This window comes from Actinomadura sp. RB99 (assembly GCF_014706005.1).
Taxonomy (GTDB): domain Bacteria; phylum Actinomycetota; class Actinomycetes; order Streptosporangiales; family Streptosporangiaceae; genus Spirillospora.
Map to the genome: position 1 here is coordinate 1 of NZ_JABMCA010000087.1, position 26,788 is coordinate 26,788.

General features: G+C 68.9%; 25 protein-coding genes. 12 read left to right on the forward strand and 13 right to left on the reverse strand.

Features of this window, described 5'->3' with window-relative positions; genetic code table 11:
- Nucleotides 1-203: hypothetical protein (locus tag amrb99_RS42970; RefSeq protein WP_206700339.1), on the forward strand; the 203-nt coding region annotated here is incomplete at its 5' end.
- Nucleotides 204-388: 185 nt separating this feature from the next.
- Here the strand turns inward: amrb99_RS42970 and amrb99_RS42975 are convergent.
- Both amrb99_RS42975 and amrb99_RS42980 read right to left on the reverse strand, forming a co-directional pair.
- On the reverse strand, nucleotides 389-1,078 hold the full coding sequence (locus amrb99_RS42975) for a LysE family translocator (protein ID WP_347257107.1): 690 nt from the start codon (nucleotides 1,076-1,078) through the stop codon (nucleotides 389-391).
- A gap of 49 nt (nucleotides 1,079-1,127) precedes the next feature.
- Nucleotides 1,128-1,598 (reverse strand): YbaK/EbsC family protein, encoded by a 471-nt coding sequence (locus amrb99_RS42980; RefSeq protein WP_190867519.1) that lies wholly within the window; start codon nucleotides 1,596-1,598, stop codon nucleotides 1,128-1,130.
- 131 nt (nucleotides 1,599-1,729) lie between these two features.
- Here amrb99_RS42980 and amrb99_RS42985 point away from each other — a divergent pair, with 131 nt between their 5' ends.
- A complete protein-coding gene (locus amrb99_RS42985; protein ID WP_241756481.1) occupies nucleotides 1,730-2,821 on the forward strand; it encodes a DUF5937 family protein in 1,092 nt (363 codons plus the stop codon).
- Nucleotides 2,822-2,998: 177 nt separating this feature from the next.
- Here the strand turns inward: amrb99_RS42985 and amrb99_RS42990 are convergent, their stop codons facing one another.
- The gene (locus amrb99_RS42990; RefSeq protein ID WP_190867523.1) at nucleotides 2,999-3,598 is read right to left on the reverse strand and encodes a TetR/AcrR family transcriptional regulator; all 600 of its coding nucleotides are present in this window, start codon (nucleotides 3,596-3,598) and stop codon (nucleotides 2,999-3,001) included.
- Nucleotides 3,599-3,777: 179 nt separating this feature from the next.
- Between amrb99_RS42990 and amrb99_RS42995 the strand changes: the two genes are divergently transcribed.
- Nucleotides 3,778-4,644, forward strand: a complete 867-nt coding sequence (locus amrb99_RS42995) for a polysaccharide deacetylase family protein (RefSeq protein ID WP_190867526.1) — start codon at nucleotides 3,778-3,780, stop codon at nucleotides 4,642-4,644.
- Between the two features lie 365 nt (nucleotides 4,645-5,009).
- On the opposite strand, the gene amrb99_RS43000 is transcribed toward amrb99_RS42995, so the two are convergent.
- From amrb99_RS43000 to amrb99_RS43025, 6 genes are all read right to left on the reverse strand, one after another.
- Nucleotides 5,010-5,222 (reverse strand): hypothetical protein, encoded by a 213-nt coding sequence (locus amrb99_RS43000; RefSeq protein ID WP_190867528.1) that lies wholly within the window; start codon nucleotides 5,220-5,222, stop codon nucleotides 5,010-5,012.
- Nucleotides 5,223-5,318: 96 nt separating this feature from the next.
- Nucleotides 5,319-5,750: an ASCH domain-containing protein gene (locus amrb99_RS43005; RefSeq protein WP_190867530.1), complete on the reverse strand. Its 432-nt coding sequence runs from the start codon at nucleotides 5,748-5,750 to the stop codon at nucleotides 5,319-5,321.
- A 388-nt stretch (nucleotides 5,751-6,138) separates the two neighbouring features.
- On the reverse strand, nucleotides 6,139-7,041 hold the full coding sequence (locus tag amrb99_RS43010; RefSeq protein ID WP_190867532.1) for a DUF1963 domain-containing protein: 903 nt from the start codon (nucleotides 7,039-7,041) through the stop codon (nucleotides 6,139-6,141).
- A gap of 961 nt (nucleotides 7,042-8,002) precedes the next feature.
- The gene (locus amrb99_RS43015) at nucleotides 8,003-8,803 is read right to left on the reverse strand and encodes a hypothetical protein (protein WP_190867535.1); all 801 of its coding nucleotides are present in this window, start codon (nucleotides 8,801-8,803) and stop codon (nucleotides 8,003-8,005) included.
- Between the two features lie 663 nt (nucleotides 8,804-9,466).
- On the reverse strand, nucleotides 9,467-10,600 hold the full coding sequence (locus amrb99_RS43020) for a LacI family DNA-binding transcriptional regulator (RefSeq protein ID WP_190867537.1): 1,134 nt from the start codon (nucleotides 10,598-10,600) through the stop codon (nucleotides 9,467-9,469).
- A gap of 18 nt (nucleotides 10,601-10,618) precedes the next feature.
- Nucleotides 10,619-11,122 carry a helix-turn-helix domain-containing protein gene (locus tag amrb99_RS43025; protein WP_194737687.1) on the reverse strand — a complete coding sequence of 168 codons (504 nt, stop codon included), beginning with the start codon at nucleotides 11,120-11,122 and terminating at the stop codon, nucleotides 10,619-10,621.
- A 90-nt stretch (nucleotides 11,123-11,212) separates the two neighbouring features.
- On the opposite strand from amrb99_RS43025, the gene amrb99_RS43030 reads away from it, so the two are divergent.
- From amrb99_RS43030 to amrb99_RS43050, 5 genes are all read left to right on the forward strand, one after another.
- Nucleotides 11,213-11,914: an SDR family oxidoreductase gene (locus amrb99_RS43030; protein ID WP_190867541.1), complete on the forward strand. Its 702-nt coding sequence runs from the start codon at nucleotides 11,213-11,215 to the stop codon at nucleotides 11,912-11,914.
- 37 nt (nucleotides 11,915-11,951) lie between these two features.
- Nucleotides 11,952-12,377: a tautomerase family protein gene (locus amrb99_RS43035; protein ID WP_190867542.1), complete on the forward strand. Its 426-nt coding sequence runs from the start codon at nucleotides 11,952-11,954 to the stop codon at nucleotides 12,375-12,377.
- 465 nt (nucleotides 12,378-12,842) lie between these two features.
- Nucleotides 12,843-13,463 (forward strand): hypothetical protein, encoded by a 621-nt coding sequence (locus amrb99_RS43040; protein WP_190867544.1) that lies wholly within the window; start codon nucleotides 12,843-12,845, stop codon nucleotides 13,461-13,463.
- 241 nt (nucleotides 13,464-13,704) lie between these two features.
- Entirely contained in the window at nucleotides 13,705-13,950 is a 246-nt protein-coding gene (locus tag amrb99_RS43045; RefSeq protein ID WP_190867546.1) for a Scr1 family TA system antitoxin-like transcriptional regulator, read from the forward strand.
- Nucleotides 13,951-14,005: 55 nt separating this feature from the next.
- Nucleotides 14,006-14,119, forward strand: coding sequence for a DUF397 domain-containing protein (locus amrb99_RS43050; RefSeq protein ID WP_347257110.1), 114 nt, complete (start codon nucleotides 14,006-14,008; stop codon nucleotides 14,117-14,119).
- Between the two features lie 357 nt (nucleotides 14,120-14,476).
- Here the strand turns inward: amrb99_RS43050 and amrb99_RS43055 are convergent.
- Nucleotides 14,477-15,294, reverse strand: a protein-coding gene (locus amrb99_RS43055; protein WP_347257108.1) for an IS5 family transposase whose coding sequence is annotated in 2 segments (ribosomal slippage) — nucleotides 14,477-14,944 and nucleotides 14,947-15,294 — 816 coding nt in all. Because the reading frame shifts where the segments join, the coding sequence is not laid out codon by codon here.
- 795 nt (nucleotides 15,295-16,089) lie between these two features.
- Here amrb99_RS43055 and amrb99_RS50340 point away from each other — a divergent pair.
- The 3 genes from amrb99_RS50340 to amrb99_RS43070 all read left to right on the forward strand — a co-directional run bounded on the left by amrb99_RS50340 (nucleotide 16,090) and on the right by amrb99_RS43070 (nucleotide 19,714).
- Nucleotides 16,090-16,488, forward strand: coding sequence for a hypothetical protein (locus tag amrb99_RS50340; protein ID WP_206700340.1), 399 nt, complete (start codon nucleotides 16,090-16,092; stop codon nucleotides 16,486-16,488).
- 227 nt (nucleotides 16,489-16,715) lie between these two features.
- Nucleotides 16,716-17,579, forward strand: a complete 864-nt coding sequence (locus amrb99_RS43065) for a hypothetical protein (protein ID WP_190867550.1) — start codon at nucleotides 16,716-16,718, stop codon at nucleotides 17,577-17,579.
- Nucleotides 17,580-17,734: 155 nt separating this feature from the next.
- Nucleotides 17,735-19,714 carry a serine/threonine-protein kinase gene (locus amrb99_RS43070; RefSeq protein WP_190867552.1) on the forward strand — a complete coding sequence of 660 codons (1,980 nt, stop codon included), beginning with the start codon at nucleotides 17,735-17,737 and terminating at the stop codon, nucleotides 19,712-19,714.
- A 311-nt stretch (nucleotides 19,715-20,025) separates the two neighbouring features.
- On the opposite strand, the gene amrb99_RS43075 is transcribed toward amrb99_RS43070, so the two are convergent.
- Complete coding sequence (locus amrb99_RS43075; protein WP_190867554.1) at nucleotides 20,026-20,868, reverse strand: helix-turn-helix transcriptional regulator; 843 nt, start codon at nucleotides 20,866-20,868, stop codon at nucleotides 20,026-20,028.
- Nucleotides 20,869-20,952: 84 nt separating this feature from the next.
- Between amrb99_RS43075 and amrb99_RS43080 the strand changes: the two genes are divergently transcribed.
- Nucleotides 20,953-22,356, forward strand: a complete 1,404-nt coding sequence (locus tag amrb99_RS43080) for an MFS transporter (protein WP_190867556.1) — start codon at nucleotides 20,953-20,955, stop codon at nucleotides 22,354-22,356.
- Between the two features lie 351 nt (nucleotides 22,357-22,707).
- Here the strand turns inward: amrb99_RS43080 and amrb99_RS43085 are convergent, their stop codons facing one another.
- Both amrb99_RS43085 and amrb99_RS43090 read right to left on the reverse strand, forming a co-directional pair.
- The gene (locus amrb99_RS43085) at nucleotides 22,708-23,877 is read right to left on the reverse strand and encodes an FAD-dependent monooxygenase (protein WP_190867558.1); all 1,170 of its coding nucleotides are present in this window, start codon (nucleotides 23,875-23,877) and stop codon (nucleotides 22,708-22,710) included.
- A gap of 79 nt (nucleotides 23,878-23,956) precedes the next feature.
- On the reverse strand, nucleotides 23,957-26,704 hold the full coding sequence (locus amrb99_RS43090) for an AAA family ATPase (protein WP_347257109.1): 2,748 nt from the start codon (nucleotides 26,702-26,704) through the stop codon (nucleotides 23,957-23,959).
- Nucleotides 26,705-26,788 lie beyond the last annotated feature (84 nt).

The window sequence follows — 26,788 nt, forward strand, 5'->3', positions numbered from 1 at the left end:
GCCGCGTCCGGGTCGTCGAAGCGACCGCCGCCGGCCTCGAGGTGAGGTCCGCGGTCGCCGCCGACCTCCACAAGATCGAGAACGCCCTGCTCGCCGACCTGCCCGACAGCGACCGCCGCACTCTGCTCACCGGTCTGCAGCACATCGTCAACGGCCCCCTCGACAACCTCCGAAACACCCGCCCCGACCAGAACCGTCACTGATTCGACCATCGATCAACGGACCGACGGAACGGCCGCAGCCGGCGCCGTTGAGCTGGCGAGTTCGGCTTCGACGTAGACGTCGAAGAGCGTTGATGTCGCCGCTGTGGCGGGCTGCGATGGGTCCCAAGCCACCGTATAGCTGGTCAAGGCAGTCGGGAATCCTCTCCCAACTGCTTTGGAGGAGGTCAGTGGCGGGTGGTGGCGATGGTGAGGCCGAGGCAGATCAGTGCGATGCCGCCCGCGGCGCCGATCATCGATGTGCGGCGGTCGGAGACGGCGAGCCAGGTCCGGGCGGCCGATGCGCTCAAGGCCCAGGCGGTGTCGCAGATCAGGCCGATGCCGGCTGGGACCAGGCCGAGGACCATCATTTGCAGCGGGATGTGTCCGGCGCTGTGGTTGACGAACTGCGGCAGGAACGCGGCGAAGAAGACCAGGCCTTTGGGGTTGGTGGCGCCGACGAGCAGGCCGTCGAAGACGGTGGACAGGGCGCCACGTCGTTCGGCCTTATCGCCTGCCAGGGCGGTGCGCATTTGGTCGCGGTGGCGGAACGCCTGGACGCCGAGGTAGGCGAGGTAGATGGCGCCGGCCATTTTCACCGCCGTGAACGCGAAGGCCGAGCCTTGGACGAGGGAGCCCAGGCCGAGGGCGACGACCAGGACGAGGGCATAGCAGCCCAGGAGGTTGCCCACGACGGTGGCGAGCGCGGTACGGCGACCGTGGGCGAGCGCGCGGCCGACGACGAACAGGACGCTCGGACCGGGGATCGCGATCACGACGAGGGACATTGCGGCGAACTCGAGGAGGCTTTCGCGGGTCACCATGAGCCAGTTCTTCCTCATCACTGCCACGCTGCTGATGGGACGGCGGCGCGGCACGTGCTTGCTGTACGTGGAGCGGGCCGGCACCGGCGCCGCCCGAGGCGGACTACCGGGAGAAGGACGTCACGCGTGCACGGGGGAGGCGGGCCAGCACGGCGGACTCGATTTGGAGAGTGCGGTCAGCAGAGCCGGCGCCGCAGTAGACGGAGCGGGGCGGTTCCGCGACGGCAGTGTCGATGAGGCACGGCACAGCCGGACGGTGACTGACTGGAGGTATGCCACCCGGATTCAGGCCCTCCACGGCGAGCAGGCTGGCGTCCGCCATGCGCAGCTGGGAGCGGCCGACACCGATGGCAAGCGCGAGGCGGGCGAAGTCCACCTGGTCCTCCGCGCGCAGGGCCGCGAGGACGAGCGGAATGTTCCGGGTGGTGAAGGCAAGCGTCTTGACGGCCTGTGACAAGGGAAAGGGCAACGTCTGACGCTCAGCGGCGCTGCGCGCGGGGGCGTGCTCGTGGACGGTGTATGCGCAGCCGTCCGCGTCCAGCACGGCTTGCCAAGAAAAATCGGGCGTATTCATAGGGCGACCTGCGGCTTTCGGGTCGGGGAAGGAGAGTGACCTGCGGCGAGGAGGCCGTTGTCCGCTCCCGAGCCTGACCGACGCAGCTAGAACCGATCAACTGATTGTGGAATCCTGCAATCGTGATCACGATGCGGTTCACCGAGACGGCCGAGGAGGACATCGCCTTCTCTGTCTCTCCGCTGCTCGAAGCCGTCCACTCCTGGCACGTGCTGACAGACCCAGGCCACCACGCCCTGCACATACCGTGGGTGCGGCGCTGCCGCCGGCTGCCCACCGCCCTGCGTCGGCGGATACGCGAACACGGCTTCGCAGTGGTCGATTACATTCCGGCGTTCTTCGAAAGCCGGGCGGGCGATCACGACGCCGATTTCGCGGACCAGATCGCCGCCATACGGGCGCTGCCGCCTACCCTGCTGGCCACTGAACTCGCCCAGACCCTCATTGACACCACCCGCTATACCGGGCACCACCTCATCGAGGACTCCGCCGTCCGCGACGCGGTCCTCGCCGAACTCCAACAGGCCGAACCCGACCGGGCGGCACGGCTGAGCGTCATCCTCACCGACCCTCGCCCCGTCCTGGAAGATGTGCTCGCCGTACTGGAGGACTACTGGAGCACTGCTTTCGCCGTCGAGTGGGAACGCGTCGAGCCTTCCCTGTACGAGTCGATCGCGCGGACGGGAAGCCGGATAGCCCACCAAGGCCTGTTTCCGATGCTTCGCTCCCTGGTCCCGCAGATCCGTATCGACCCCGCCCGGCGAACGCTCCGGCTCGACCGACCGCACGACCACGACATCGAGGTCACCCGCGGCCGCCCCGTGACATTCACGGCCAGCCACTATGTCTGGCCCCACGTCCGTGTCACCTGCGACCAGCCATGGCCTCAGCGGATAACCTACCCCGCCCTGCCCCTCGCCCCTGCTTCGGCCGCCCGCCCCATCAGTCAGGAGGACACCCTCACTACTTTGCGGGCCCTGGCCGCAGCACCACGCCTGCAGATCCTCGCCCACCTCGCCACCCAAGGCCGCAGCACCCAGGAACTCGCCACACTGCTCAGCCTGTCGCCGTCGGTGATCTCCCGCCACCTCCACCAGCTCACACAGGCAGGACTCACCACCACTCGACGCGATGGCTACTACGTCCTCTACTCCCTCAACACCACCCGCCTCGACCAGATCGCCACCGCCCTCACCACCCTCACTTCTAGGCCCGAAGAGTGAACAAGCGGCCGACCGACATCGGAACCGCAGGCCACAACTTCACTCCATCGGCCAGACCCAGCACGCAGGGAACATGGCTAGGCAGGGCCGCTAGGACGTCTTCGATCTCCGAGAGGTGACCGAGCCGCTGGAGGGACTGCAGCCACACCACCAACGACACCGTGCCCAAGATCCTTCTTACCGCGGCCGCAGCCCGCGGAGGGCGAGGTCGGCGACGCTTTCCGTGAACGCCTCGTCGTGCGGGCCGGGCGCGACCAGTAGGCGGTAGTACAACTGGGCATAGATGAGATCGATGGCACGGTACGGATCGATGTCGGGGGCGACCTGTCCCTTTTCTTGCGCGCGGCGGATCCGCGCGGCCATCCGGTCCCTGGCAGGACCGATAAGGCGGTCTCTCAGTTCGATGGCGAGGCCCGTGTCGTGCTGCGCCTCGCCGATGAGCCAGGCCAGCACGGGGCGCGAGTCGCCGATCGCGCCGAGCCACGAGTCCTTGAGTATCTGCTTCAGGTCGCCCTCGAAGTCGTCGCTCTGCGCTGATTGCAGATCCTCGTAAGACAGGTCCTCGAGCCGCTGTGCCCAAGCATCCAAGACGACTGAACCCTTGGAGGGCCACCAGCGGTAGATCGTCCGTTTGCCGACGCCCGCGCGCGCCGCGATGCCCTCGATACTGACCTTCGCCAGGCCGCTCTCGCTGGCCATGGCCAGAGCGGCCTCGAGGATCGCGGCAGTCGTCTCAGGATTGCGCCGGGCGGGATCGGGAGCGTGCGACGGGCTCATATCACCTCATCCTCTGTGGCTTCTCAAGCTACCGCATTGGGGAGACGATCCGGTCCGTGTTGACACCGCCTCGATGCTCCCCTCTATAGTTAGGGATACGATACGGTCCGTATCACGGCACGGACCGTATCGTATCTCCGCTCAAGGTGGGCGGAACGACCCCTCTGGCAGGAGCTCTCATGCGCAATGAGCTGTACGACTACAGTCCGATCACCGAACGCACGCCCATCACCTGGCCCGGAGGGGCCCGAGTGGCGTTCTATGTAGGGCTCAACGTCGAGCACTTCGTGCTGGGCAAGCCGTCCACCAGCATCAACCAGGCGACCGCCGCGCTCGTGCCCGACCCCCTGAACCACGGTTGGCGTGACTACGGCCCGCGGGTGGCGATCTGGCGGATGATCGAGGCGTTCGACCGCAACGGCGTGCGTCCGAGCGTGCTGCTCAACTCGGACGTCGCCGAGCAGTACCCGCAGATCATCGAGGCCGGCAGGGCCCGAGACTGGGCCTGGCTCGCGCACGGCAAGAACAACTCCACCGTGCAGTCCGAGGTGGAGGCGCAGGAACGGGCGTACCTGACCGACGTCGTCGAGACCATCGAGAAGGCGACCGGACGCCGCCCCCGCGGCTGGCTGGGACCGGCCCTGAGCGAGACGTTCCAGACCCCGGCGCTGCTGGCCGAGCTCGGCTTGGACTACCTGCTGGACTGGACCAGCGACGACCAGCCGTACCACCTGAACGTGCCCGGCATGATGAGCGTCCCGTACACCCTCGAACTCAACGACCTGGGACTGTTCACCGCCCACTCCATCAGCGGCCCCGACTTCGTGCAGATCGTCAAGGATCAGCTTGACCAGCTGTACGCCGACTCCGAGCACAGCGGGCGGGTCATGGCCCTGGCCCTGCATCCCTTCGTCACCGGGCAGGCGTTCCGCCTGAAGTACCTCGACCAGGCACTGGAGTACGTCGTCAACCACCCCGGCGTGTGGAACACCACCAGCGACGACATCGCCGCGCACTACGCCGCCACCGCCGGCCGACCTGCCTGACGCACGCTACGGCGCCACCTTCCGCGAACCCAAGGGCCTCGAGCCCGCCTTGCCCGCTCAGAATCGAGGCATGAGCGGCAGACGGGACGCCTCGGTGGCGCCGTCCGTCGCCTGCAGCAAGCGCGACGGATCGGGTAAGGGACAGGGCCGCAAGCTTGTGGGTGCACGAGCACGAGCGGCCAGGCCGGACCATCGAACTGACGGCGCCGGCCGAGGAGTACAGGGCCTCAAACATCGGCTTGAAATTCTTCACCGGAGAGTTTCCAGGAACCCGCGGCCCATGCGGGATGGTGTTCACCGTCATGTCCGCCCGTGTCGGGCATGGGACGCGGGTAAAATCGCGGGCTCATCCCTGCAGGTCACGATTACGTCTGCCCCGTAGTAAAAATATCGGTGGAGCCGCCGTCACCGACGACGCCATGCTCGCCATCGCCTTTCACCTGCGCGAACAGAACCCCAGCCTTCGCCATCGCCGCATGGCTCATCATCACCACGGCAAGAAAGTCTTCTGCAGACGAAGCCCAAGGACAGGGGAGGGCCGACAGCAGGACGTCGGCCCTCCCCGCCTCGCGGTGCACGGCGGCCAGTATCTGGTTCAGACGAAGGCCGGCGCGGTGGGGGCCGGGTGGCGCCCTGAGTCCCTTGCCGAAGTGGATCCCGCTCTCAGAGACGAATCACTGAACACCCGACTCGTCGGGCTCGACCACCCGGAAGCGTTCCGCAACGACCAGAGTGTCGTCATTGATGACGGGGGTGTGTCCCAAGTACTCGCTCACACCATCGCTCCGGAAGAATTCCTTGTGGGCGGCCCGCCACTCGGCCGCGTCAGAGTATCCGCGTCCCTCGGATCGCGCGAAGTCGTCGTCGATCTCCTTCATGGGAACGACACGGACGTCGACGAGCATGATGGTGACGGCCGGACGGCCTTCGGAATCAAGCACTGAGAATCGCTGGCCAGCCACCGGTACCGCCTCTTTGGCGTGCTCGTAGATCTCCAAAAGTCCCGTGAGCGCGGTCTTGTGACCGCTCAAGATCGCCGCCACACCACGGTCACGCTCCGGACCCGGGAAAGCGAGCTCAAGGGTCGGAAGGTCGTCATGCCTCATCGGGTGATCCTATAAAGCTTGGCCGTGTTGATCAAGGTCGACCGCTCCGCCCCTCCAAGCATGCTCACAAGACACTCTAGCGTTCTGCACCTGAACGGAAGCTGCGATGAGACGCCAAGTAGAGGCTGTTCGGGGCGAGGCGTCGTTGCGACGCAGGTGCTTGTCGGCGTCACCGTCCTGGCGACACCTGGTCCTGGCCGCCCGACCGTGAATCGTCAGTACGGCGCAGGGGCTGGCCAGCGTCACGTGGTGGACGGTCGAGGAGGTCTCCTCCGACGCGGGCGATGCGTTTCTGCGCCGCCCTGGTCGGTTGACGCCTGTGCAACGGCAAGGAGCTTCCTGCGGCATGCGCCCATACCTCAGTCGAATCGGCCACCGTCGGTAACGCTCAGTGCAGGCCGTCCGTTTCGTACAGCACATTTGCGAAGTCACCGGTTTGGAGCGCGCTCACCGGGGCCATGACGCGGTGGATTCCATCTCCGTGAGGCCAGAGAACATCGCCGGATAGTGTGAGGATGTGAGTATACTCCTCGTTCTTTTTGTCCATTAGCCAGGTGTCGATGTACGGCCAGCCAAAGGCCTGGTCAACACGGAACCATCCCTCTTCGTCTTCGCGTCCGAGTCTCAGAGCAGTCCGACAGTGGTCTCGCCAGACACCACGAAGCGGCTCCTGCACGAACCGCTCGGCTGGAGGTTGCCAGTCATCGTCATCGAACTCGGGTTCAGAGCGGTAGTCCAGTGTCTTCAGGGCCGGGTCTACCATTTCCCCGTCCACGGAGGGCAGGGTGATGACCGGGGCGGCGTGCAGAAGGCGTGGTTCGAAGGTGCTGGCCGGTGCCGGTGCCGGCACTTCCACCGCGTGCGCCGGGTCGGCCAAGACGATCTGGCAGTCCAGATCGTTGTCAAACCGGCGGCTCCATTTCTGGTACCGCCCCAGGGTCTCCGCGAACCGGGAATCCTCGGCGTATTGAGGGTCCGGCTCCAGATGGAAGACGTTGACCAGGCCGAGCCGGGCGGGTAGTTCATCAGCGAGCCATGGGGCAAGGGCGTCCGTGTCAAGCACGGCGACCACCGTGAGCGGTACACCTGCTCGGTTCTCCGGCCAGGGTGTGCCTGGCTCAAGGAGTGCCGGGCCGCGGGCCTGGCAGCGGCCGGTCGGTGGGGCGTCGTCACTCACTGGTTTGAGCATGAAACCCCGCTTGGCCAGGGCGGCTACCTTCTGTCCCAGCCGTTCTCCCATGCGCTCCAGGCACAACTCCCGGATCGCAGCGAGCTCGTCTTCGTAGTCCATGGCCCCATGGAAGCAGACGACACCGACAACGCTCCGTCCGCACCCATCGCTCGTGTATGGGGCCGCACATCGGAAACTGCCCAGTTTACCACCTTCTCTCCACTCGGATCCAGCAGTTCCCGTACCCGCGGTGAAACCATCCTGTCTGGTGATATCAACAATCGACCGATTCTTCAGCGAGATCAGCAAGCGGCGGCGCGCTTAGGATCTGCGTCGGATCACTCCCATAAAGGGCCAGAGAGCCGACGTACTCTAGAAAATGAGAGCGCTGTTTTCTATGCGATCTGGCGGATGTAGCCACTCGGGACGACGTCAGTGCCGATCTCTTTCGCCCCCTACCGACCGTACGGACCGGTGGCCTCGTGGGATACGCGCGCGTGTCCACAAGGGATAGTTGCCTGACCGGCAGATCCACGCAGTCGCCGAAGCAGGGTGCATCCGGGGCCTTTGCCGAAAGAAGTCCGGCGAGAACGCCGAACGCGAGGAATCGCGAAGGAGCTCGGCTACCTGCGCGACGGCTGGTGGGCGCGGATCCTGGCACCCTGAAGTTGGACTCCGCCCGCGGCGCACACCGCGGTCTCGATCACTCGGGGCGGTCCGTTGCCATCGGTGGCGTTCCGAGGCGGCCGTCGCGGCCGGAGCCGCTGGCGGCACGGTCCCGGGATCGGCCAGCGCCTGCCGAGGCCGTGCGGTGGCATGCTCCCGGCGGCGGCCGTATGCGGGCTACCTGATCGGGAAGGCTCGGTTGAGCCGGCACAGTGTATGCGCGGATCACGGACTCCGTAGAAGATCTCCGTCTGGTTCGCCAGCCTGAGATGGTGGGCCAGCTCGGCCGGCCATGTCTCACCTGTCTACGGATCGAGGCCGGACCAGGCGACCGGCTCGCGGTTCAGGGCGGCGGGGCCGATCTGGACGATGTCGGGCCGCAGCGGGTCTCGCGGCCGGGCGACTTGCGCATGTCTCACCTGGGGGTCACGGTGATCTGCCAGTCGCCCTCCGCCCGCACATGCAGGAACGCCGGCTCGGCCAGCTCGCCCGTCGCAGCGGCCCGTCCGTTGCCTGAGAGGACGCGCGGGCCCTGCTCGAACTCCGGCGTGAGCTCGGTCACGGAGAACCCACCACGTGCTCGGTGCTCCATGTGGAAGCGAGCGGGCCCGTCAAGATAGCGGAGGACGAACGAACCGTGGGAGGCGTAACGGGCGTCGATAACAGGCACAGTGTCACCCGCCTGGAGCCACGCCGACCATTTGGCGCGCGTCTCGATGAGGAGGTGGACGTCCTCGCTGCCACGTACCGGCAGCGGAACCACCGTACGGCCCCGATCCTCGCGCCGGAGCAGCGTCCACCTCCTCACCCCCTGGACGAGGTCGGCCTGGTTCGGTCCGGAGCCGTGAAAGCGAACCACGAGAACGAGCGGTATGGGGGAGTCGAGCCACGCCAGTTTGAATTCGCTTCCGCCTCTGCCCTCAGCACGATGACGCTCGGCCAATCCCGGCAGGGGAACCTGGAACGCTCCGGGGGTCTTTTGGACCCTTTTCCCGTGCGGCTTCGGCTGTCTGGGGGGCACCGGCTCGGACGACAGGCGCTCGACCGGCTCGTGCCGACGGTCCGTCGCGATCGGTGCCATGCCTTCGGCGGGCTTCACCTCATCCGCCGCGTACACATCGACGAGCCGGGAAGCGCCTCCCTTGTCGATAAGCGCGAGTTTGTCCTCGCGCCGCCGAAAGAACCAGGACAGCGACCTTGCCCACCACTTCGACACCTGCCAGATGGTAGCGGAGAGGTTCGCTCCGGGGCCGCCGGGGCCGAGCGCACGGCGAACCTCAATATCGCACCCGAGTGGACCGTGGCCAGGATGCGGCAGACTCTTTGGTCCAGCCGGTGGAGCGCATTGTCGGTTGCGGGATCAACCGACTCAAGGTGCGGCACCCGCGACCGCTGCGGCGCCTTCGCGCCGACCTGCGCCGAGGACGCTCTTGCCCGTGGTGGCGGTTCCGGCAGTGCTGGTGGCGCCTGCGCTGCCGGCCGTGCCCGCTCCGCCCGCGGACGAGCGGCCGCGGGGGACGACGGCCCGGGATACCCTGCGGAGCTGCGGGAAGGACGAAAGTCCTGCTGCCTAGGGCCGTTCAGGCTGAGATGCCTTAAGCGATCGCACGGAGAGTGAATCAGAGCCGCGAGGGCGATCACCTCGTCGAGGATCCGAGGGGATGCGGAGTGGACGACGCCAGCGGGATGCGGTTGGGGCGGGTGGCGATCGCTTCGGTCACCCACAGTCTCTCGGTGCCCCGACTGCCGGAGGGGCAGCCGTTTCCTGATCGCGGCCGGTCTGGACGACTGCCTCCGGCATCTCCAAGATCTCAGGCCGGACGCGAACCACTGCGACATGCTCGTCGAGTTCGGAGTCTGTGCCAGGCGTGCTCGGTGGTCAGGTGGTGCTACAGGGGCGCGTACTCGGTGGGGGAGTGGGCGCGCGCGAGCAGCAACTGCAGCGGGGTCCCGGTCGGGGCCCGGCTCGGCCCTCCTGTACGGTGGACAGCCGCCGGCCGGCCGGGACGGGCGCTGTGGAGCGCCGCACGACCAGTTCCGGGCGGAACAGCAGCTCCGTGCGGGGTGACCGCGCGCCCCGGATCTCGTCGAGCACCGTGCTGACCGCCGCCATCGACATCTCCCGCACGGCTTGGCGGATCGTGGTCAGCGGCGGGTCGAGGTAGGCGGTCAGCAGTGAGTCGTCCATGCCGGTCACCGACACGTCCTCGGGCACCCGCAGTCCGCGCGCCCGCGCCGCGCGGATCGCGCCGAGCGCCATGATGTCGTTGCCGCCGCAGATCGCCGTGCACCCGGCGTCCAGCAGCTTGGCCGCCGCGGCCTGCCCGCCCTCGACGGTGTACATCGTGTTGACGACCAGCGAGTCGACCTCGTCGGCCGGCAGCCCGGTGTGCGCGGCCATCGCCCGCCGGAACCCCTCGGTCTTGCGGCGCGTCGGCACGTACACGTCCTGCCCGATCGCCAGCCCGATCCGGCGGTGGCCCATTGCGGCCAGATGCCCGACGATCGCCTCCAGCGACGCGACGTCGTCATTGGAGATGAACGGCGCGTCGATGTCGGGCCGGTACCCGTTCACGAGCACGACCGGCAGCGCCTGCTCGATCAGCCGCGCGTACCGGGCCCGGTCCGAGCGGGCGTTGGCGTGCAGCCCGCTGACGAAGATGATCCCCGCGACGCCGCGCTCCAGCAGCATCTCGATGTAGTCGTCCTCGGCGACCCCGTCCGGCGCCTGCGAGCACAGCACCGCCATGTACCCGTGCCGGGCCAGCGCGCTCTCGATGACCTCGGCGAACGCCGGGAAGATCGGGTTGGTCAGCTCCGGGATGATCAGCCCGATCAGCCCGGCCCGCTGCTGGCGCAGCCGGGCCGGCCGCTCGTAGCCGAGCACGTCCAGCGCGGTCAGCACCGCCTGGCGGGTGGACGGGGACACGCCCGGCTTGCCGTTCAGGACCCGGCTCACGGTCGCCTCGCTCACCCCGGCGTGCGCGGCGATGTCCGCCAGGCGTGTCGTCATAGGTCTCAAATCACATTCCTAGGTGCTGCGGTCGCGGCCGCCAGCCGCGCCGCCAGGGGGGTTCAGCCGGATCTCGATGTTGTTGGACATCGCCTCCGGCGCTGGTTCGGCGGTAACGCGGGCCCGTACCGGACGGCCGGTTTCGGCCTCGACGAACGACAGGGGCGGGCGGTCTTCCTGCAGGTACTTGTCGCCCCATTGCATCAGCGACAGGAACACCGGCAGCAGGTCCTCGCCGGCCTGGGTCAGCCGGTACTCGTCGCGGGCCCGGCTCCCCGGCTCCCGGTAAGGAACGGGCTCGACGACACCCGCGACCTTCAGCTGTTTGAGCGCCCGCGACACCGCGGGTGCCGAGGCCCCGATCCGTGCCACGAAGTCGTCGAACCTGGTTGTGCCATAGAAGCATTCGCGAACCACTAGGAACACCGTCTTGGTGCTGAGCAGGTCCAGCACCCGACCCGCCGAGCATCGGTCGCCGATCGCCCACGCATCCCGGTCGCTCAGCCGTTCCTCGAAGTTCATCGCCACCCCGTCAGTGTAACTAACGCTTGCGTTATTCAGCAGGGTGTGATTCGATCTCGCTAACGAGATCGTTAGTCAGGTGGAGGTGCCGTGGTTGCCGTAGCGGGCAAAGTGGTTGTGGTGACCGGAGGCCGACGTGGACTCGGCGCGGCGCTGGTCGACGAGGTGCTGGCGCGCGGGGCCCGAAAGGTGTACTCGACCGCGCGCTCGGCGTACGTCGACGACCGTCCAGAGGTGGTCACCGCCGAGCTGGAGCTCCGCTCGGAGGCGTCGGTCGCCGCACTCGCGGAGGCCGCCGCCGACGCGGAGATCGTGTTCAACAACGCTGGGATCCTGCTGCCTGGCCCGCTGTTGACGGGTGACTTCCAGCGCGCCGTCGTGACCTTCGACGTCAACGTCTTCGGGTCGCTGCGGATGGCGCGGGCGTTCGCGCCGATCCTGGCCGTGAACGGCGGGGGCGCGCTGGTGAACATGCACTCCGTGCTGTCCTGGCTGGCCGGTAGCGGCGCCTACGGGGCGTCCAAGGCGGCGGCGTGGTCCGTCACGAACTCGCTCCGACTCGAACTGGCGGGCCAGAACACCCAGGTCGTCGGCGTACACGCAGGGTTCATCGACACCGAGATGGTCTCCGCCATCGAGCTGCCGAAGGCGACGCCGGCCGAGGTGGCCGCGCGGATCGTCGACGGCCTGGAGGCCGAGGCCACGGAGGTGCTCACCGACGACGCCACGGTCGCCGCCAAGGCGGCGCTGTCCGGCCCTGTGGAGCACCTGGCCTTCTCGGTCTCCCGTTGAACACCCCAACCCAACAATCGAGGAGTGGCGAACCGCCATGCCGTTGTGGACTATTCATCACACACCCGGAATCTTCACCGACGAGGAAAAGCGCCGACTCGCCGCACACATAGCCGACCACTATGAAAAGGTCGGGTTGCCTCGGTTCTATGTGGTCACGGTGTTCCATGAGACCCGGCCCGAGGAGTTCTACGTCGGTGGGGAGCCCACCCCGCTCGGGGTCCGCATCGCCATCGACCACATCGCCCGGCGAAGCCCCGACCGGGAGAGCCGGCGCCGGAACGCCCAGTGGATCAAGGGCATGCTGCAGCCCTACCTCGAACGGCACGCGGGGCTGCACTGGGAGTTCCACGTCGACGAGACCAGCGAAGACCTCTGGATGATCAACGGAATCGCACCGCCCCCCGCGGGCTCCGACGCGGAGAAGCTCTGGGCCGAGAACAACGCGGCGTCCCGCTACTGACCGCGCCGCCGGTATCGTGCCCGGAGTGACGAGCCGCACCGCCATCAGGTCGCTGGTGTGCGCGTGCTTCTGGGGGGCTTTGCGGTCATTGGCCCCTCTCTGTGCCAACAGTGGCGATCAGAGAGGTGCCGATGACCGCAGAGTTGGGATTCCAACGCCGCGCCACGCCGGTCCGAGCGATCACCTAGGTAAGCGCCGTCGCGCTGCATGTGCGCAGAAATGAGTAGTTCTGAGAGACCGGACACTCCCGCCGAAATGTGTCCGATTTGTCCTTGATTTTCGCTCTCGCAACCCCTCGCCTGGCGCAATTCAGAACTGAACGGCCTCACCGGCGCGCGGAAGGCGGGTGCCATTGCCGGGCTGGCTGTGGGGGCGTTTATGGCGGCCGCTTTGGGGGCCGCCTTTACCGTCGGTGTGACGAGGAGGAGCTGTTCGCGGGCGGGTGTCGCCGCTTGGGCGGGTGGCGTGGCCGTGCTGATCGCCACCGCCGTGGTGTGGCCTTCGGTGCCGCGCCTGCGCCGCCGGTTCGCCCATCCCGGGGTGTGGTTGGACGGGACGGTCCTGCGCGCCCGCATGCGCGACGGGCTGCGGAGCTGCGATCTCGCGACCGCGCATGTCGTGATCGACGACGTCCCGCCCCGGCGGGGCCGGCAGTGGAATCCGGCGTTCCAACGGGCGGGGATCGTGACGGTCCCGGGGATCGCGCGCTTCCGGGTCGAAACCGACACGGGACCGATCGACTTCGCGCTGTACGACACTTACCGGCGGGCGGAGGTGTCGCGGGAGGTGCTGAAGGCGCTGGCGGACGCGATCCTTGCCGGTCCGAACCGTTACGGGCAGGCCGGGCAGGACACCGAAGATGCTGTCCGGAAGCTGCGCGAGCGGGCGGTGGCAGCGCTGAAACTCCCGGGGGCAGCCGCAGTGGCTTCGCTGAGCGGCTCGACACGGCGGAAGCCGAGCAGGTGCTGCGATGCTTCACCCACGGCAGCCCAAACACCCCACCTGTCAAGGACTCGAAGAATTCGGCCGCGCCTTGCTCACCATCTTCGCGTGCGACTACCTCCCGGCTCCGGTCTGCGCCGTTGAGCTGTCCCGGAGCCCGGCTGAACTCGCGTCCTTCGAGGCGAATCGATAGTGAAATCTCCTAAGCCGGGGAGTCGACCCGCGAGTCTCCGCTCGGACTCGGCGCGGTGCGCCTCCCGCAGCACCTCCAAGTGGTCACGGCCCCGCTTGTGGATCGCCGCGATCCGCTCGCAGAACATCGTCACCACGTCGTCGCCGGAGATCATGCGCGAGCAGTTGGAGCATCTGATCGAGATGTCAGGGCATGACAACATCACCGATCCAGATCGCTCCGATCGGCTACCAGCGTGATGCCCGGGCCGCCTTCACCATCGCCACGCAGCCCGACCGCAGCGAGGTCGTCTACATCGAGAGCAGCGTCGGTGGCGAGACCAGCGTGGAGCCGAGAGACCTCACGATCGTCAGCGAGATCTTCAGTAGGCTTCAAGCGGAGGCGCTTTCGCCGAAGGCGTCGGTCGAGCTGATGCGGAAGGTTGTGAGAGAGCGATAGACGTGACTGGCGCAAGTCATCGCGCAGCGGTGAGGCCGGAGACAACTGCGTCGAACTGGCCGACCTCGGCGAGACCGTGGGCATCCGCGACAGCAAGAACCCGGCCGGCGCCAAGCTCACCCTGCGCCGCGACGAGTTCGCGAACCTCGTAGCGATCCTGAAGCGCTAACACCCCAAACACCGTCTTGAGGAAGCCCCGGCCCCCGAGAGGAGCGGGGCTTTCGCCGGCGCCGCTGCCCGTACTGGCTGCGCCGCAGGAACCGTTCTCGTCCTGCGAGGACGTCTTCGAGGCGCTGCGGAAGCTCGGCGAGCTGCGGGACGCAGGCATCGTCACTCCCGAGGAATTCGAGCCAAGAAGGCCGAGATCCTCGCCCGGATATGATCAAGCCCTGCCCGGGAGCGCGAAGCGCGCCGTGGACAGCGAGCGGTGGCCTCAGCGCGTGATCGGCGGAACCTGGGCCAGCGGGATTTGCCCCGCCCATCGTGGCTCTTCGCTGCTGCTCGGAAACTCGACTTAGAGGATGTCTCATGTGGGCCGTTTGGTGAGCTTCTTGTAGCAGGTGATGGCGGCTGCGAGGACGAGGAAGGCGTTGAACAGGTGGCCGTGGCGTTCGTAGCGGATGGTCAGGCGCCGGTAGCCGAGCAGCCAGGCCAGCGTCCGTTCGATCACCCAGCGGTGTTGGCCCAGGCGTTCACCGGACTCGATGCCGGGCCGGGCGATGCGCGGCACGATTCTGCGTCGCCGCAGCCAGGTGCGGTGCTCGGCGGAGTGGTACGCCTTGTCGGCACGCATCTTCACTGGCCGTCGCCGACGTGGGCCACGGCGCGATCGGATCGCCGGCAACGCCATCAGCAGCGGCTTGAGCGCCTGACTGTCGTGAACGTTGGCCGCCGACACCGCGACCACCAACGGCAACCCGGCGGCATCGGACAGCACGTGGAGTTTGCTGCCCTTCTTGCCCCGATCGACCGGATTGGCGCCGGTCAGCGTGCCCCCCTTTTCGCGCGGACAACCGCGGCGTCCACGATCGCCGACGCCCAGTCCACCTGACCCCGGGCACCCAACTCGTCCAGCACCGCGCGATGCAGCCGCGGCCACAGCCCCGCCCGCGTCCAGGTGCTGAACCGGCGATGCGCGGTCGGCACACTGACGCCGAACTCCGCAGGCAGATGCCGCCACGCACACCCGCTGGTCAGCACGTACACGATCGCGGTGAACACCGCCCGATCGCTCACCGCCGCCGTCCCACCGCCCTGCCGCCGCGGTCTGAACGCCGGGATCAGCGGCTCGGCAAGCTCCCACAACTCATCCGGCACCAGCCGCAACGCAAGATCCGACGACACGATCCCGCATCATCCCTCAGGGCAGACCCAACCCACGTGAGACACGCTCTTACCCAGACACTTTGGAGCAACACGGTCACCCTGCAATGCCAGTAACGGATCATCCGGCCGCCGGCCCCGGCGACGTCCGAGCACGGCTCGGCGTCAAGGCGGGAGAGGGCGAGATGCTCGCGACGGACGGGACCGAGGCGAAAAGCTTGTATCCGGCATCCATCCAGGCAGTCCCCGACCCGTTCACCTGGGGTGGAGCATCGCTCGCCGGTCTTGGCGCAGAAGGTGGCGTTCGACATATGGTTGGTTCTGAATGTCTTACCAAATGACACATGGACATCGAGCTTGTGCTCAGTCGTCCACATGCATCGCGGCTCCTCGGCCCGAACGCGGACGACCTGATGGGAGCGGATCCCCCGGCTCAAGCTATCCCACGACGATCAGCAGACACACGCTCACGCGCTTTGCCCGGGCGCCTCGCGTCGCCTGGTCATCACGTACGACGGTGAGAGCCTCGACCTGCAACGCCTCCTCACCCAGCAGAGCGACCGCCTCGCCATCGTGATCATGTCAACCGAGACCAAGGCTTCTGCCTGGATCTCGGCCAACGGCACGGTCACGTCATGTTCCGGCTCGCCGCCCCTTCGCTCTGCACATCAGAGACCCGCCGGCGATGCCCTCCTGCGCTGCGACGCGCGAACGGCGCCTAACCCGGGTTAATGAGTGATGGTGGTCAGGTGAGCGGAGGCGCTGGTGGTGTGAGCGTATGTCGGCGGCGTGGCCAGATAGCCCCAGGGCGGTGTGATGAGCGTCATCGGTCGTGAATGGCAGGAACGGGTCCGGACGCAGGCTGCGCAGTGGTTCGGCGGTGATCACGCCGTTCAGGTGGAAAGAGCAAGTGTGGCCGCGAGTGGAACCACCGCGGCGGGCCTTGGGCGCCTGGATCTGTTTCCTCGGCTGACCGGCGTGGCCGCGACACGCCCGACGATTACCAAGGAATGGGCCGACACTGCCTACCGCACCAAGGCCATCGACCATGCCGCCACCCTGGGATCGATTTGGAACCCATCCGCCGCGACTCCGCCACCAAGGGTTTGCCCCGCTACGGCACTCTGGATGGTGGAGCGCACGTTCGGCTGGCTGATGCTGCACCGCCGCCTGGCACGCGACTGCGAGACCTGCCGACCCGATCCGAAGCCATGATCCACTTCGCCATGTTCGACCTGATGAGCCGTCGCCTCACCGGCGTGGCCACTGTCACCTGGCGGGGCACTTGACCCCTTGCCGACAAGGCAGAGCCGTACGGCGCCCGGCTGGGCTGTCACAACCACCGGTGAGAGCTGGAAGCCCGGCTGGACGATCCGCTCCGGCGAGACAGGCTCCGAGGAATCATGTGGAGGGAGCTGCTGGGGGACGGGCACACTTGTTCGGTGTCGAACATCTTCACGGACTTCGCGCGAGTGTATGCACGGGCTGACAGCCGGATAGACGAGGTCGAGGCACAGTGGATCGCCTGGATGCTGCTTGGTCCCCGCGGGTCCTATCACGTCCCGGTCTGTATCCGACGCGGGCCACAAGGACGCTATGTCGACGTCCAGTACGGGTCTGGCAAGGGCAATGGCCTGGTGGAGTTCTGTGAGAACCATGTCGGATGGGCCTACAGCGCGATCTGGGTGCGGCGCTTCGACGAGGGCGGTTCCCAGGATGTGATCTGGCACGACGTCGACGGGCCGAGCCGGTTCTGCCGGTACGGCTTCGACGAGGTCCGCGTGACCACCGCGGACGGGCGGCCGCCGAGGGCGCCGGAAGCGTCGTGGCGGCGGCACCCTGATGGCACCTGGCGAGTGCGGGTCGCTGGCAGTTACCGGACCGGCAACAACCGTTCGCCCCGCGTCGGGCCCGGGCCCAGCGCCACGCCCACCACGGTTCTGCCGTCCCCGGACCCTGCGGACCTGCCTCTGCTCACGCCGACCACCCCGAGCATCGACGGCGAGGAACTGACGAGTATCCACCCGTCCTGGCTCGCCTCTCTGACCCACGACGATTCGACCGCCACGCTGATCGAGTATCGCTGGCGGGGTCGGGTCGTGCATTGGGCGTCGTTCCAGCCGGACGAGGCGTGCCTCGATCCGGACCCGGACTGGCGGCACCGGTCCGCCGACGACTGGGACAACTGTCTCGACGCGGAATTCCTCCGTCTCACCGGAGCGGCCGACCTGCTCGCTCCAGAGGAGGTGTACGAGCGCGATCGGAGAGACTGGGAAACGGACTCCTGGTATCACAGATTCACCTAGCCGACCTTGCGGGTCGGCCGGGAAATGGCATGGGGCCTGCCTCCTTCGGTTCTCCCAAATCGACGGCTACGGCGACTGCGGCGCCCACGCGTCCATGCGATCTTGAGCGACAGTCCCACTTGTTCGTGATTGTCTGATCCTGTTGTCAGCGGATCGTGCGCGGGGGTGGTGGGGCGGAGCCGGGGCTGCGGATCGCCGGCCGGTACCGGCTGGAACGGACGCTGGGCGGCGGAGGCTTCGGGCAGGTGTGGCAGGCGGTCGATCTGCTGCGGGACCGCGACGTCGCGGTCAAGTTCCTGCACCGGGACGTCGCCGCGAGCGGCCCGGTCTGGTTGAGCAAGTTCCGGCAGGAAGCGAAGATCGCGGTTCGGTTGAACCATCGCAACATCACCGCGGTCGACGACTTCGGCGAGCACGAGGGCCAGTGGTACCTGGTCATGGAGTTCCTGCGCGGCAAGGACCTGGCCGAGGAGATGGCAGGGCATCCACACGGGCTTCCCGTGCCGCGGGCGGTGACGCTGGCCGCGCGGATCGCGGAAGGGCTGGCCGCGGCCCATGAGCACGGCGTCGTGCACCGGGACCTCAAGCCGGCGAACCTGATGCTCCTGGACGGGGACCAGGTCAAGATCTGCGACTTCGGCATCGCTCATATCGCCGAGGCGTCGGCGACGCACACCCTCCATGGCCGGAAGGCGGGTACTCCGGCGTACATGGCTCCCGAGCAGTGGCGCGGGGACCCGGTAGACGACCGCACGGACCTGTACGCCCTCGGCGGGATCCTGTACGTCCTGCTGACGGGGCACCCGGTCTTCCGGGGCCCGTCGGTCGACGCGTTCATGGGGCAGCATCTCAATGCGGAGCCGGCGGCGCCGAGCACGGACCGACCGGAGATCCCCGAAGCCCTGGACCGCCTCGTCCTGGATCTGCTGGCCAAAGAGCCCGGCCAGCGTCCCGGTTCCGCGGAAGAGGTGCTCGCCCGTCTGCGCGGCTCCGAAGACGCGGGCGTGCCTCCTGCGCGTCCGGACGTGCCGCTGCGGCCCGTCCCACGGCGTGGCGATCCGCCCGGGGAACGCGGTTCACCTTTAGAACCCGACACCGCTGCACGCATCTCGTCGGCCCCGCTGATACCGCGGCGCACCCTCGTCATCGCAGCCGCCGTCGCGGCGGCGGTGGTAGTGGTCCCCTTCGTCGTCATCGGAGGCAACGATGGGAGCGAGGACCGGCGCTTCCGTGTTCGCTTCACCCTCAGCGGACACGACAAGTTCGTCTCCTCGGTGGCGTTCAGTCCGGACGGTTCCAGGATCGTCACCGCGGGCTCGGACGACACCGTGAAGGTATGGAGCGCCGGGACCGGCGCGCTCATCACCACCCTGACCGACCACGAGTACGGGGGCGGAACCCTGGCGTTCAGCCCGGACGGCTCCAGGCTCGTGACCGCGGGCTCGGAGAGGCCGAAGCTGTGGAACTTCAGGACCGGTGCTCTCATCTCCACGATCAATGATCCTTCCGGCGTGAACTGGAAGGTGAGGTTCAACCCGGCCAGCTCATTATTGGTCACCGTTCCTGGTGTTCCGGTGTGGACCGCGAAGCTGTGGACCGCCAAGACCGGTGCACTCGTCAAAACGCTCGCCGGTCATCGCGACTACGTCAGCGACGCGGTGTTCAGCCCGGATGGCTCCATGCTCGTCACCACCAGCGGGGACCACACCGCGAAGATGTGGAACGCCAGGACCGGTGCCCTCATCACCACGCTCACAGGACACAAGGACACGGTCAGCGCGGCGGCGTTCAGTCCAGACGGTTCCAGGCTGGCCACCAGCAGCTGGGACAAGACGATAAAGGTGTGGAACGCCAGGACCGGTGTCCTTGTCACCACCCTCACCGAGAGCAAGGGATCGGTCAGCGAGGTCGTGTTCAGCCCGGACGGCCGGACCCTTGCCACCGATGACCGGAACACCGTGCGGATCTGGAACGCCAGAACCGGTTCCCGGATTTCCAGTTTCGACGGCAAACGAAAGCTGGTTCCCTTCATAGGGACTCCGCACTATGTCAGTGAGCTGACCTTCAGTCCGGACGGTTCGCTCCTGGCCGCTGCGAGCGCGGATATCGTCATGATCCTTGAGAGGACGGATTAGGACCGCGCTTACGCGGGCCCGCCGACCGACGTCGCCGGGGCCGGCCGCCGGGTCACCACCTCCTGCGACGGTGCCGCCAGGCATCACCGTCGTCAGGTCTGACGGAGCGGACATGGATCTCAGCGCCTCCAAAGGTGCCGTCGACCTGGAGACGCACTGTCTCCCTCGGGCCCACCGCTTGAGGCGTTCGTGAGCTGAGGCGTTCTCGTTCGGGGTTCCGGCCCGGGAGTTCACAAGGCCGTTAAGACGCGGCGGACCGGCGGGGTGCACGGGGGGTGCAGCGCGCGATGGTGTGCGGACGGCCGGGGTCGTCAGGGCCGCTCGCGGGGGAGGAGGTGGGCTAGGCGTTCGGCGTCCTGGCTGCCGGGTTCGGCGTAGTAGACGACGAGCTTCTGCTCTGGTGCCTCGGCGGTGTGCAGCACTGTATGGGTGAGCGTCATGCGGCCGGTGGCCGGGTGGTGCAGCACCTTTGTTCCGCTGTTGCGGGTCTTGACGTCGTGGCGGGACCACCATTGCCTGAACTCCGGCGAGGCGTTGCGGAGGTGGGAGATGAGCTCCACGAACGCGGGGTCCTCGACATACCGTCCTGCTGCCGCACGGAACCGCGCGAGCAGGGCCTGCGCCTCGCCCGTCCAGTCGACGAGCCGCTCGCGGGCGGCCGGGTCGGTGAACATGTAGAGCAGGATGTTGCGTTCGCCGGGCGGGCGGGCGAACCAGTCGGTGAACAGTGCCCGGCCGGGACGGTTGGCGGCCAGTACGTCCCAGCGCCGGCCGGTCACGTACGCGGGGTTCGGTTCCAGAAGCGCGAGCAGCGAAGCCAGCGCCGGGTCCACCGTCTCGACCTCCGGTACGGCGAGCGGCGGGTGCTCGCCATGGGCCAGCAGGAAGAGATGGGTGCGCTCACCGGCGTCGAGCTGGAGTGAGCGGGCAAGGGCCTCCAGGACCTGGACGGACGCCCGGACGTCGCGGCCCTGCTCCAAGAACGTGTACCAGGTGGGTGAGACGCCCGCGAGGACGGCGACCTCCTCGCGGCGGAGTCCCGGCGTGCGGCGGCGCCCGCCGGGCGGTAGCCCGGCGGCCTGCGGGGAGAGACGCTCCCGTCGGCCTCGCAGGAAGCCGGCCAGCTCTCGGCGGCGTTCCGGAGAGTTCGGCATGGCGTGATCACCCTAGCCTGGTACTTGTTGTACCGCTATGAGCGGAATCTGGATGGCGCGGGGCGGCGGGACGAGGCTGATCCCATGACCTCTCGAACGCTCCTCCGGTCGCCGGCCCGCCGGGACGCGGAGAGCGATGGCGCCCGGCGGTGGCTCGCTCTCGTCGTGGTGCTCACCGGTGTGTTCATGCCGATCCTCGACTTCTTCATCGTCAACGTCGCCATCCCGTCGATCGAGACGGATCTGCACGCGACGAGCGGGCAGACCGAGCTGATCGTCGGCGGGTACGCGGTGCCCTACGCCGCGCTACTGATCATCGGCGGGCGGCTCGGTGACCGGTTGGGGCGGCGCCGCGCATTCGCCCTCGGCATGGCTGGCTTCACCGCGGCCTCCCTGCTGTGCGGGATCGCGCCCACGGCCAACGCCCTCGTGCTCGCCCGAGCGGCCCAGGGCGCCGCCGCGGCCCTCCTGTTCCCGCAGGTCCTCACGCTGATCCAGCACATGTTCGGCGAGCGGGAACGGCCGCGCGCGATGACCTTCTACGGGTTGGCGCTGGGCTTGGCGGCCGCGTTCGGGCAACTGCTCGGCGGCGGCCTCATCAGCGCGGACCTCGCCGGTCTGGGCTGGCGCTGGTGCTTCCTCATCAACATCTTCGTCGGTGTCATCGCGCTCGCCGCGGTGCGTCCCCTCGTGCCGTTCGCGGCTCCGATCGGGAGCCGCTTGGACGTCACCGGTGGTGCGCTCTCCTTCACCGGCTTCGTCTTGCTGATCCTTCCCCTGACCGAGGGGCGGGTGCAGGGCTGGCCCGCTTGGTCGTACGCGAGCCTCGTGGCGGCGGCCCTCGTCCTCGGCGCGTTCGGCCGGCACCAGCACCGGACGGCGCGCAAGGGCGGCGATCCGCTGGTGCCGCCGAGCCTGTTCGCCGACCGCGCGTTCCGGGCGGGCCTGCTCACGGTCTTCGCCTTCTACACCGGGATGAGCTCGTTCTTCTTCGTGCTCGCGTTGCAGCTCCAGGCCGTCCAAGGGCTGTCCCCGGTGCAGTCGGGCCTCCAGGTCACCCCGCTGGCACTGGGCTTCTTCGCCACCTCGCTCTTGGCCCGGCCGCTGCTGGCCCGGTTCGGAGACCGCTCCCTGATCGCCGGCGCCGTGCTACTGCTCGCCGCCTACGCGGGGGAGTACGCCCTCGTCCCGGACCGGCTCGCGCTCAGCGTGCTGCTCACCGTCAACGGCCTCGGGCAGGGCATGGTCATGGCGCCGCTGATCGGCCGAGTCCTGGCCGGCGTGGCCTCACACCACGCGGGCGCGGCCAGCGGCGTGCTCGCCACCTGCCAGCAACTCGCCGGGGCGCTCGGTATCGCGATCATCGGCATCGTGTACTTCGACTCCGCCGACCACGGCTTCCAGGCCGGGCTGATCTACCTGTCGATCACCGTGCTCGCCACCATCAGCGGCCTCGTACTCATCGGCCGCTCCCGCCTGGAAGCGTGACATCGTCTGCGAGCCGTCAGAGGTCGCCAAAGCCCGGCCATCGACCGGGTTCCCAGCCAGCAGGGCGACGATGGCCGCGGCGATCAAGACGACGCCGAGTGACGGCCGGGGACGCCCGTGCAAGAAGCGGACCAGCACGCCGACCCCGATCGTCTACGGCGGCCATCACCGGGTGTCCGCCAGACCCATGCCGGACACCCGGCCGAAACCGCTCGACCAGCACAGCGGGGAGGCGGCCGCCGCCGCGAGCAGTGCTTCACCGCTTGCAACGGCTCTCGCGGGGTGAACGCACGGCTGCACAAAAGCAACGCCAGCGGCCGTCCACACATCGCGCGCGACCCGTGGCGGGTGTCAGCGGTCGTGCCGGGGATCGAGGGCCAGCTCGGACAGGTTCATGGCCAGCTTGCGGTGGACGGCGGGAATCCAGTCCAGGGCGCGCAGGGCGGTGTTGCGCCCGGCGCGCAGCACGGGGTTGTCCACGGTCGCGACGCGGGTCATCTTGTCGGTGAAGGACACGACCTCCTCGGCGACGGGCAGGCGCTCGGTCTCGTAGGCGTCGAGGACGATCTCGTCGGCGCCGTCGCGAATCACCGCGACGAGCTTGGACGCCAGGTTCAAAGCGTCCTGCAAGCCGGTGTTCATGCCCTGCCCGCCGGCCGGGCTGTGGACGTGGGCGGCGTCGCCGGCGAGGAACATCCGGCCGGCGCGGTAACGCTCGGCCACACGGTGGTGCACCCGGAAGCGGGAACTCCACACGATTTCGTCGACGGTGGCCGGGCGCGCCTGGGGGCCGCGGGTATTCAGCAGGCCCTGGACGTGTGAGTGGCCGGGCGCCGGGGGAGCCTCGTCCACCGTGGCGACGATCCGATGGCGGCCACCGGGCAGGGGCGCGAGGACGGTGACGCCCTCCGGGGAGAAGTAGAGCCGGATCTCGGCGTCCGGCACGTCCCCGCTCAGGTACGCGTCGGCGAGGACGAACGACTGCGGGTAGGTGTCGCCCCGGAAGGCGATGCCCGCCTGGTCTCGCACCAGGCTGTGCATCCCGTCGGCGCCGACGGCGTACCGTGCGCGGATCCGCTCGCCGGTGGCCATGGTGGCGGTGACGCCGTCGGCGTCCTGGGAGAGCGCGGTGAGTTCGCAGGGGCGCGTCACCCGGCCACCGGCGCCGACCAGCCGCTCGAGGAGGATCCGCTCGGTGACGTCCTGCGGGATCAGCAGCGCGAACGGGTACTCGGTGGGCAGATCACCGAAGTCAACATGCAGAAGGACCCGGTCCCGCTCACGGATCGTCGCGTGCGGGACGACGATGCCGCGTGCCACCAGCTTCTCGGTGACGTCGAGCTCGGTGAGCACTTCGAGGGTGCGGGCGTGCACGACCGCCGCCCGCGAGGTGTTCGCGCCCTCGGCCTGCCTGTCGATCAGCATCGTGGACACGCCCTTGGCGGCGAGCGAAGCGGTGAGCGCCAGGCCGACCGGGCCGGCGCCGACGACGAGCACGTCGGTGTGCGTGGGAAGGTTCATGGCGCCGACGCTACGGACGGCCGGGTGCCTGCCGCGTCCGTCGAATGACGGTAGTCGCCGCCGCCGTCATGACGATCGCTTAGGTCGACACATATCTGGCCAGCTCGGCGCGCGAGGAGATTCCCAGCTTCGGAAAGGCCTTGTACAGGTGGTAGGCGACCGTGCGAGCGGAAAGGAACAGCCGGGCACCGATCTCCCGGTTGGTGGCTCCGGTCGCGGCGAGCCGGACCACCTGCAGCTCCTGCGGGGTCAGCGCCGCGAGCGGATCGCGGGCACGGTCGCCGGCCGGCGATTCCGGCAGCGAGATCCCGCTCGCGCGCAGCTCCGCGGCCGCCCGCCTAGACCAGGCGGACGCGCCCAGCCGGTCGAATGCGGCCATGGCGGAGCGCAGCTGTGCCCGCGCGTCGGCCCGCCGGTTGTGGCGGCGCAGCCACTCTCCGTAGACCAGCTCCGTACGCGCCTGCTCGAAGGGCTGGTCACCGCGCCGGTGCAGTTCAAGCGCCTGCTCGTACAGGTCCGCGGCGTCACCTTCGGTCAGCATGGCCTGGCACCTGGCCGACACCGCCCGGGCCCATGGCTGCCCGATCGCCTCCGCCCACCGAGCGAGCCGCGCCGCCACCGGCCGCGCCCGCTCCGGGTCGCCGGCCCGGACGGCGGCCTCCACATAGTCCGGATGCGTGTAGCGCCAGAGCCACACATCCCGGGCGGGCCCGGTCATCGCCTTGTCGAACCGGTCGAGCACCCGGTCGTGGCGGCCCAGCGCGGAGTCCAGGGCGATGAGCGCGCAGGTCGCCCACGCGTACCCGGTGATCCAGGCATCGTCCGCCGCCAGCACCTCCTCCGCGAGGGCCCGGCACCGCTCCTCGTCACCGGCGACTCCCGCGAGCCACGCGTCCACCCCGGACAGGTAGTGCGTCCAGTGCGGCTGCTCCACGTCGTCGGCGAGCCGGCGTCCCTCCGACGCGGTGGACCGGGCGGACGGGTGCCGCCCGGTCGCGAGCTCGGCGATCGCGAGCATCCCCATGGCCTGGGGCATGCGGCCGATGCGTCCCGCCGCACGGCAGGCGTCCACCAGACGGAGCGCGTCCCGGTACATGCCGTCCACATCGCCGCGTCCGAAGCCCAGGTAGACCGAGAGCACGCGGAGATCGAACGGGAGGTCCTCCTCCTGACCCAGGCTGTAGGGGGCGATGGTGGCGGCCACCTGGTCGCCCTCCAGCATCAGCCGGACGTCCCGCGCGATCGCGTGCACCGCGCCGAGGGGGCCCGGCAGCTCAGGGGCGAGGTCCTCGATGCGGCGGGCCAGCGCCAGGCGGTCCGGGTGCGGGCGGCCGGCCCACACGTAGACGGCCGCCCAGCCCAGCATGGTCAGCCTCGTCACCTCGTCCGCGGCCGTGAACGTCTCGACCCCCTCGCAGAGCAGGCGAGCGGCGTCCAGGGGCCGCCCGGACTCGAAGGCGAGCGCGGCCCGCACCCGCGCGAGCTCCGCGACGACGCGGGGCTCGTCCGGCGGCCGTCCGGTGGCGGCGCGCGCGGTCAGCTCCTCCGCCCGTCCGGGCAGGCCCGCCTCCAGAGCGGCGCCCGCCGCGGCGACCCACCGGCGAAGGGCCGCCTCGGGCGCGGGCGACAGTTCGGCGGCCCGCTCGTACGCGGCGGCCACCGCGACCTGGCCACCGCGGCGGCGACCGCGCACCGCGGCCCGCTCCAGGGCGGCGGCGACCGCCTCGTCGGGCGCGGTGGCCACCGCGGCGAGATGCCAGGCCCGCCGGTCGTCGTCCACGGTCCCGGCGAGGGCCCTGTGGGCGGCCACCCGCTCGGCAACGTCGCAGGCGAGCCGCGTGGCGGTCCGCACCAGCGGGTGGCGGAACTCGACGCCGGTCGAGGCGACCCGGACCAGCCCGGCGTGTTCGGCCGCCGCGAGGTCGGTCAGCTCGGCTCCGAGCGCCGCGGCCGCACCCGCGACCGTCTCGATCTTCCCGGTGCCCTCCAGCGCCGCCACCAGCAGGCACAGACGCGACACCGCCGGCAACTCCCGGATGCGCTCACGGAACGCCGACAGCACCCGTCCCAGCGGCGGTTCGGTCACGCCGGCCGCGAACCCGGGCGAGGGCAGGGCCCCGGCGCGCTGCTCCGGCGTGAGCAGGCGCGGGAGCTCGACCAAGGCCAGCGGATTACCGTCCGCCTCGGCCACGACCTGGTCGCGCACCCACGGCGCCAGCGTCGTGGTGGAATCGGCGAGCGCTCGCGCCGCCCGGCCGTCCAGTCCCGCCAGCCGCAGCTCGGGCACCCCGGGCGCGGGGAAGACGCCGGCGTCCGCCCGGGTGGCGAAGATCGTGGTCACCGGTTCGGAACGCAGGCGCCGGACCGCGAACAGCAGCGCGTCCGCCGACTCCCGGTCCAGCCAGTGCGCGTCATCGACCAGGCACAGCAGGGGCTCCTCCGCCGCGAGCTCGGTGAGCAGGCTCAACGCGGCCAGGCCGACCAGGAACCGGTCCCCCGGCGCGTCGGCTCCCAGTCCCAGCGCGCCCAGCAGCGCCTCCCCCTGCCGCCGGGGGACGCGCCCGACCTCGTCGAGGACCGGGCCCAGCAGGACGTGCAGCGCGGCGAAGGGCAGTTCGGTCTCCGACTCGACCCCGGTCACCCGCAGCACCCGGCCCCGCGCGGCGGCCTCGGCATACTCCAGCAGCGCCGATTTCCCGAGGCCTGCCTCACCGCGCACGACGAGAGATCCCGGAACACCCTGCGCGGCCCGTTCCAGCAATCGATCGACCACATCCTGCTCGGCTTCGCGGCCGTATAACATCGCGCCCCGCCCTGACGTCCCCATCCCACCGACTGCGGGAAGCGTACGCGTTCGCCGGCTCACCGCGCAGGTGAGGAGCGTGCGGCCGTCCTCCAGGGACGCGCTGCT

Bases quoted from the DNA above. Each gene is read 5' to 3' on its own strand.
- amrb99_RS42980 (WP_190867519.1), bottom strand. From the start codon at position 1,598: ATGAATACGCCCGATTTTTCTTGGCAAGCCGTGCTGGACGCGGACGGC.
- amrb99_RS42985 (WP_241756481.1), top strand. From the start codon at position 1,730: ATGCGGTTCACCGAGACGGCCGAGGAGGACATCGCCTTCTCTGTCTCT.
- amrb99_RS42990 (WP_190867523.1), bottom strand. From the start codon at position 3,598: ATGAGCCCGTCGCACGCTCCCGATCCCGCCCGGCGCAATCCTGAGACG.
- amrb99_RS42995 (WP_190867526.1), top strand. From the start codon at position 3,778: ATGCGCAATGAGCTGTACGACTACAGTCCGATCACCGAACGCACGCCC.
- amrb99_RS43005 (WP_190867530.1), bottom strand. From the start codon at position 5,750: ATGAGGCATGACGACCTTCCGACCCTTGAGCTCGCTTTCCCGGGTCCG.
- amrb99_RS43010 (WP_190867532.1), bottom strand. From the start codon at position 7,041: ATGGACTACGAAGACGAGCTCGCTGCGATCCGGGAGTTGTGCCTGGAG.
- amrb99_RS43020 (WP_190867537.1), bottom strand. From the start codon at position 10,600: ATGACGACACGCCTGGCGGACATCGCCGCGCACGCCGGGGTGAGCGAG.
- amrb99_RS43025 (WP_194737687.1), bottom strand. From the start codon at position 11,122: ATGAACTTCGAGGAACGGCTGAGCGACCGGGATGCGTGGGCGATCGGC.
- amrb99_RS43035 (WP_190867542.1), top strand. From the start codon at position 11,952: ATGCCGTTGTGGACTATTCATCACACACCCGGAATCTTCACCGACGAG.
- amrb99_RS43045 (WP_190867546.1), top strand. From the start codon at position 13,705: ATGACAACATCACCGATCCAGATCGCTCCGATCGGCTACCAGCGTGAT.
- amrb99_RS50340 (WP_206700340.1), top strand. From the start codon at position 16,090: ATGAGCGTCATCGGTCGTGAATGGCAGGAACGGGTCCGGACGCAGGCT.
- amrb99_RS43075 (WP_190867554.1), bottom strand. From the start codon at position 20,868: ATGCCGAACTCTCCGGAACGCCGCCGAGAGCTGGCCGGCTTCCTGCGA.
- amrb99_RS43080 (WP_190867556.1), top strand. From the start codon at position 20,953: ATGACCTCTCGAACGCTCCTCCGGTCGCCGGCCCGCCGGGACGCGGAG.
- amrb99_RS43085 (WP_190867558.1), bottom strand. From the start codon at position 23,877: ATGAACCTTCCCACGCACACCGACGTGCTCGTCGTCGGCGCCGGCCCG.
- amrb99_RS43090 (WP_347257109.1), bottom strand. From the start codon at position 26,704: ATGGGGACGTCAGGGCGGGGCGCGATGTTATACGGCCGCGAAGCCGAG.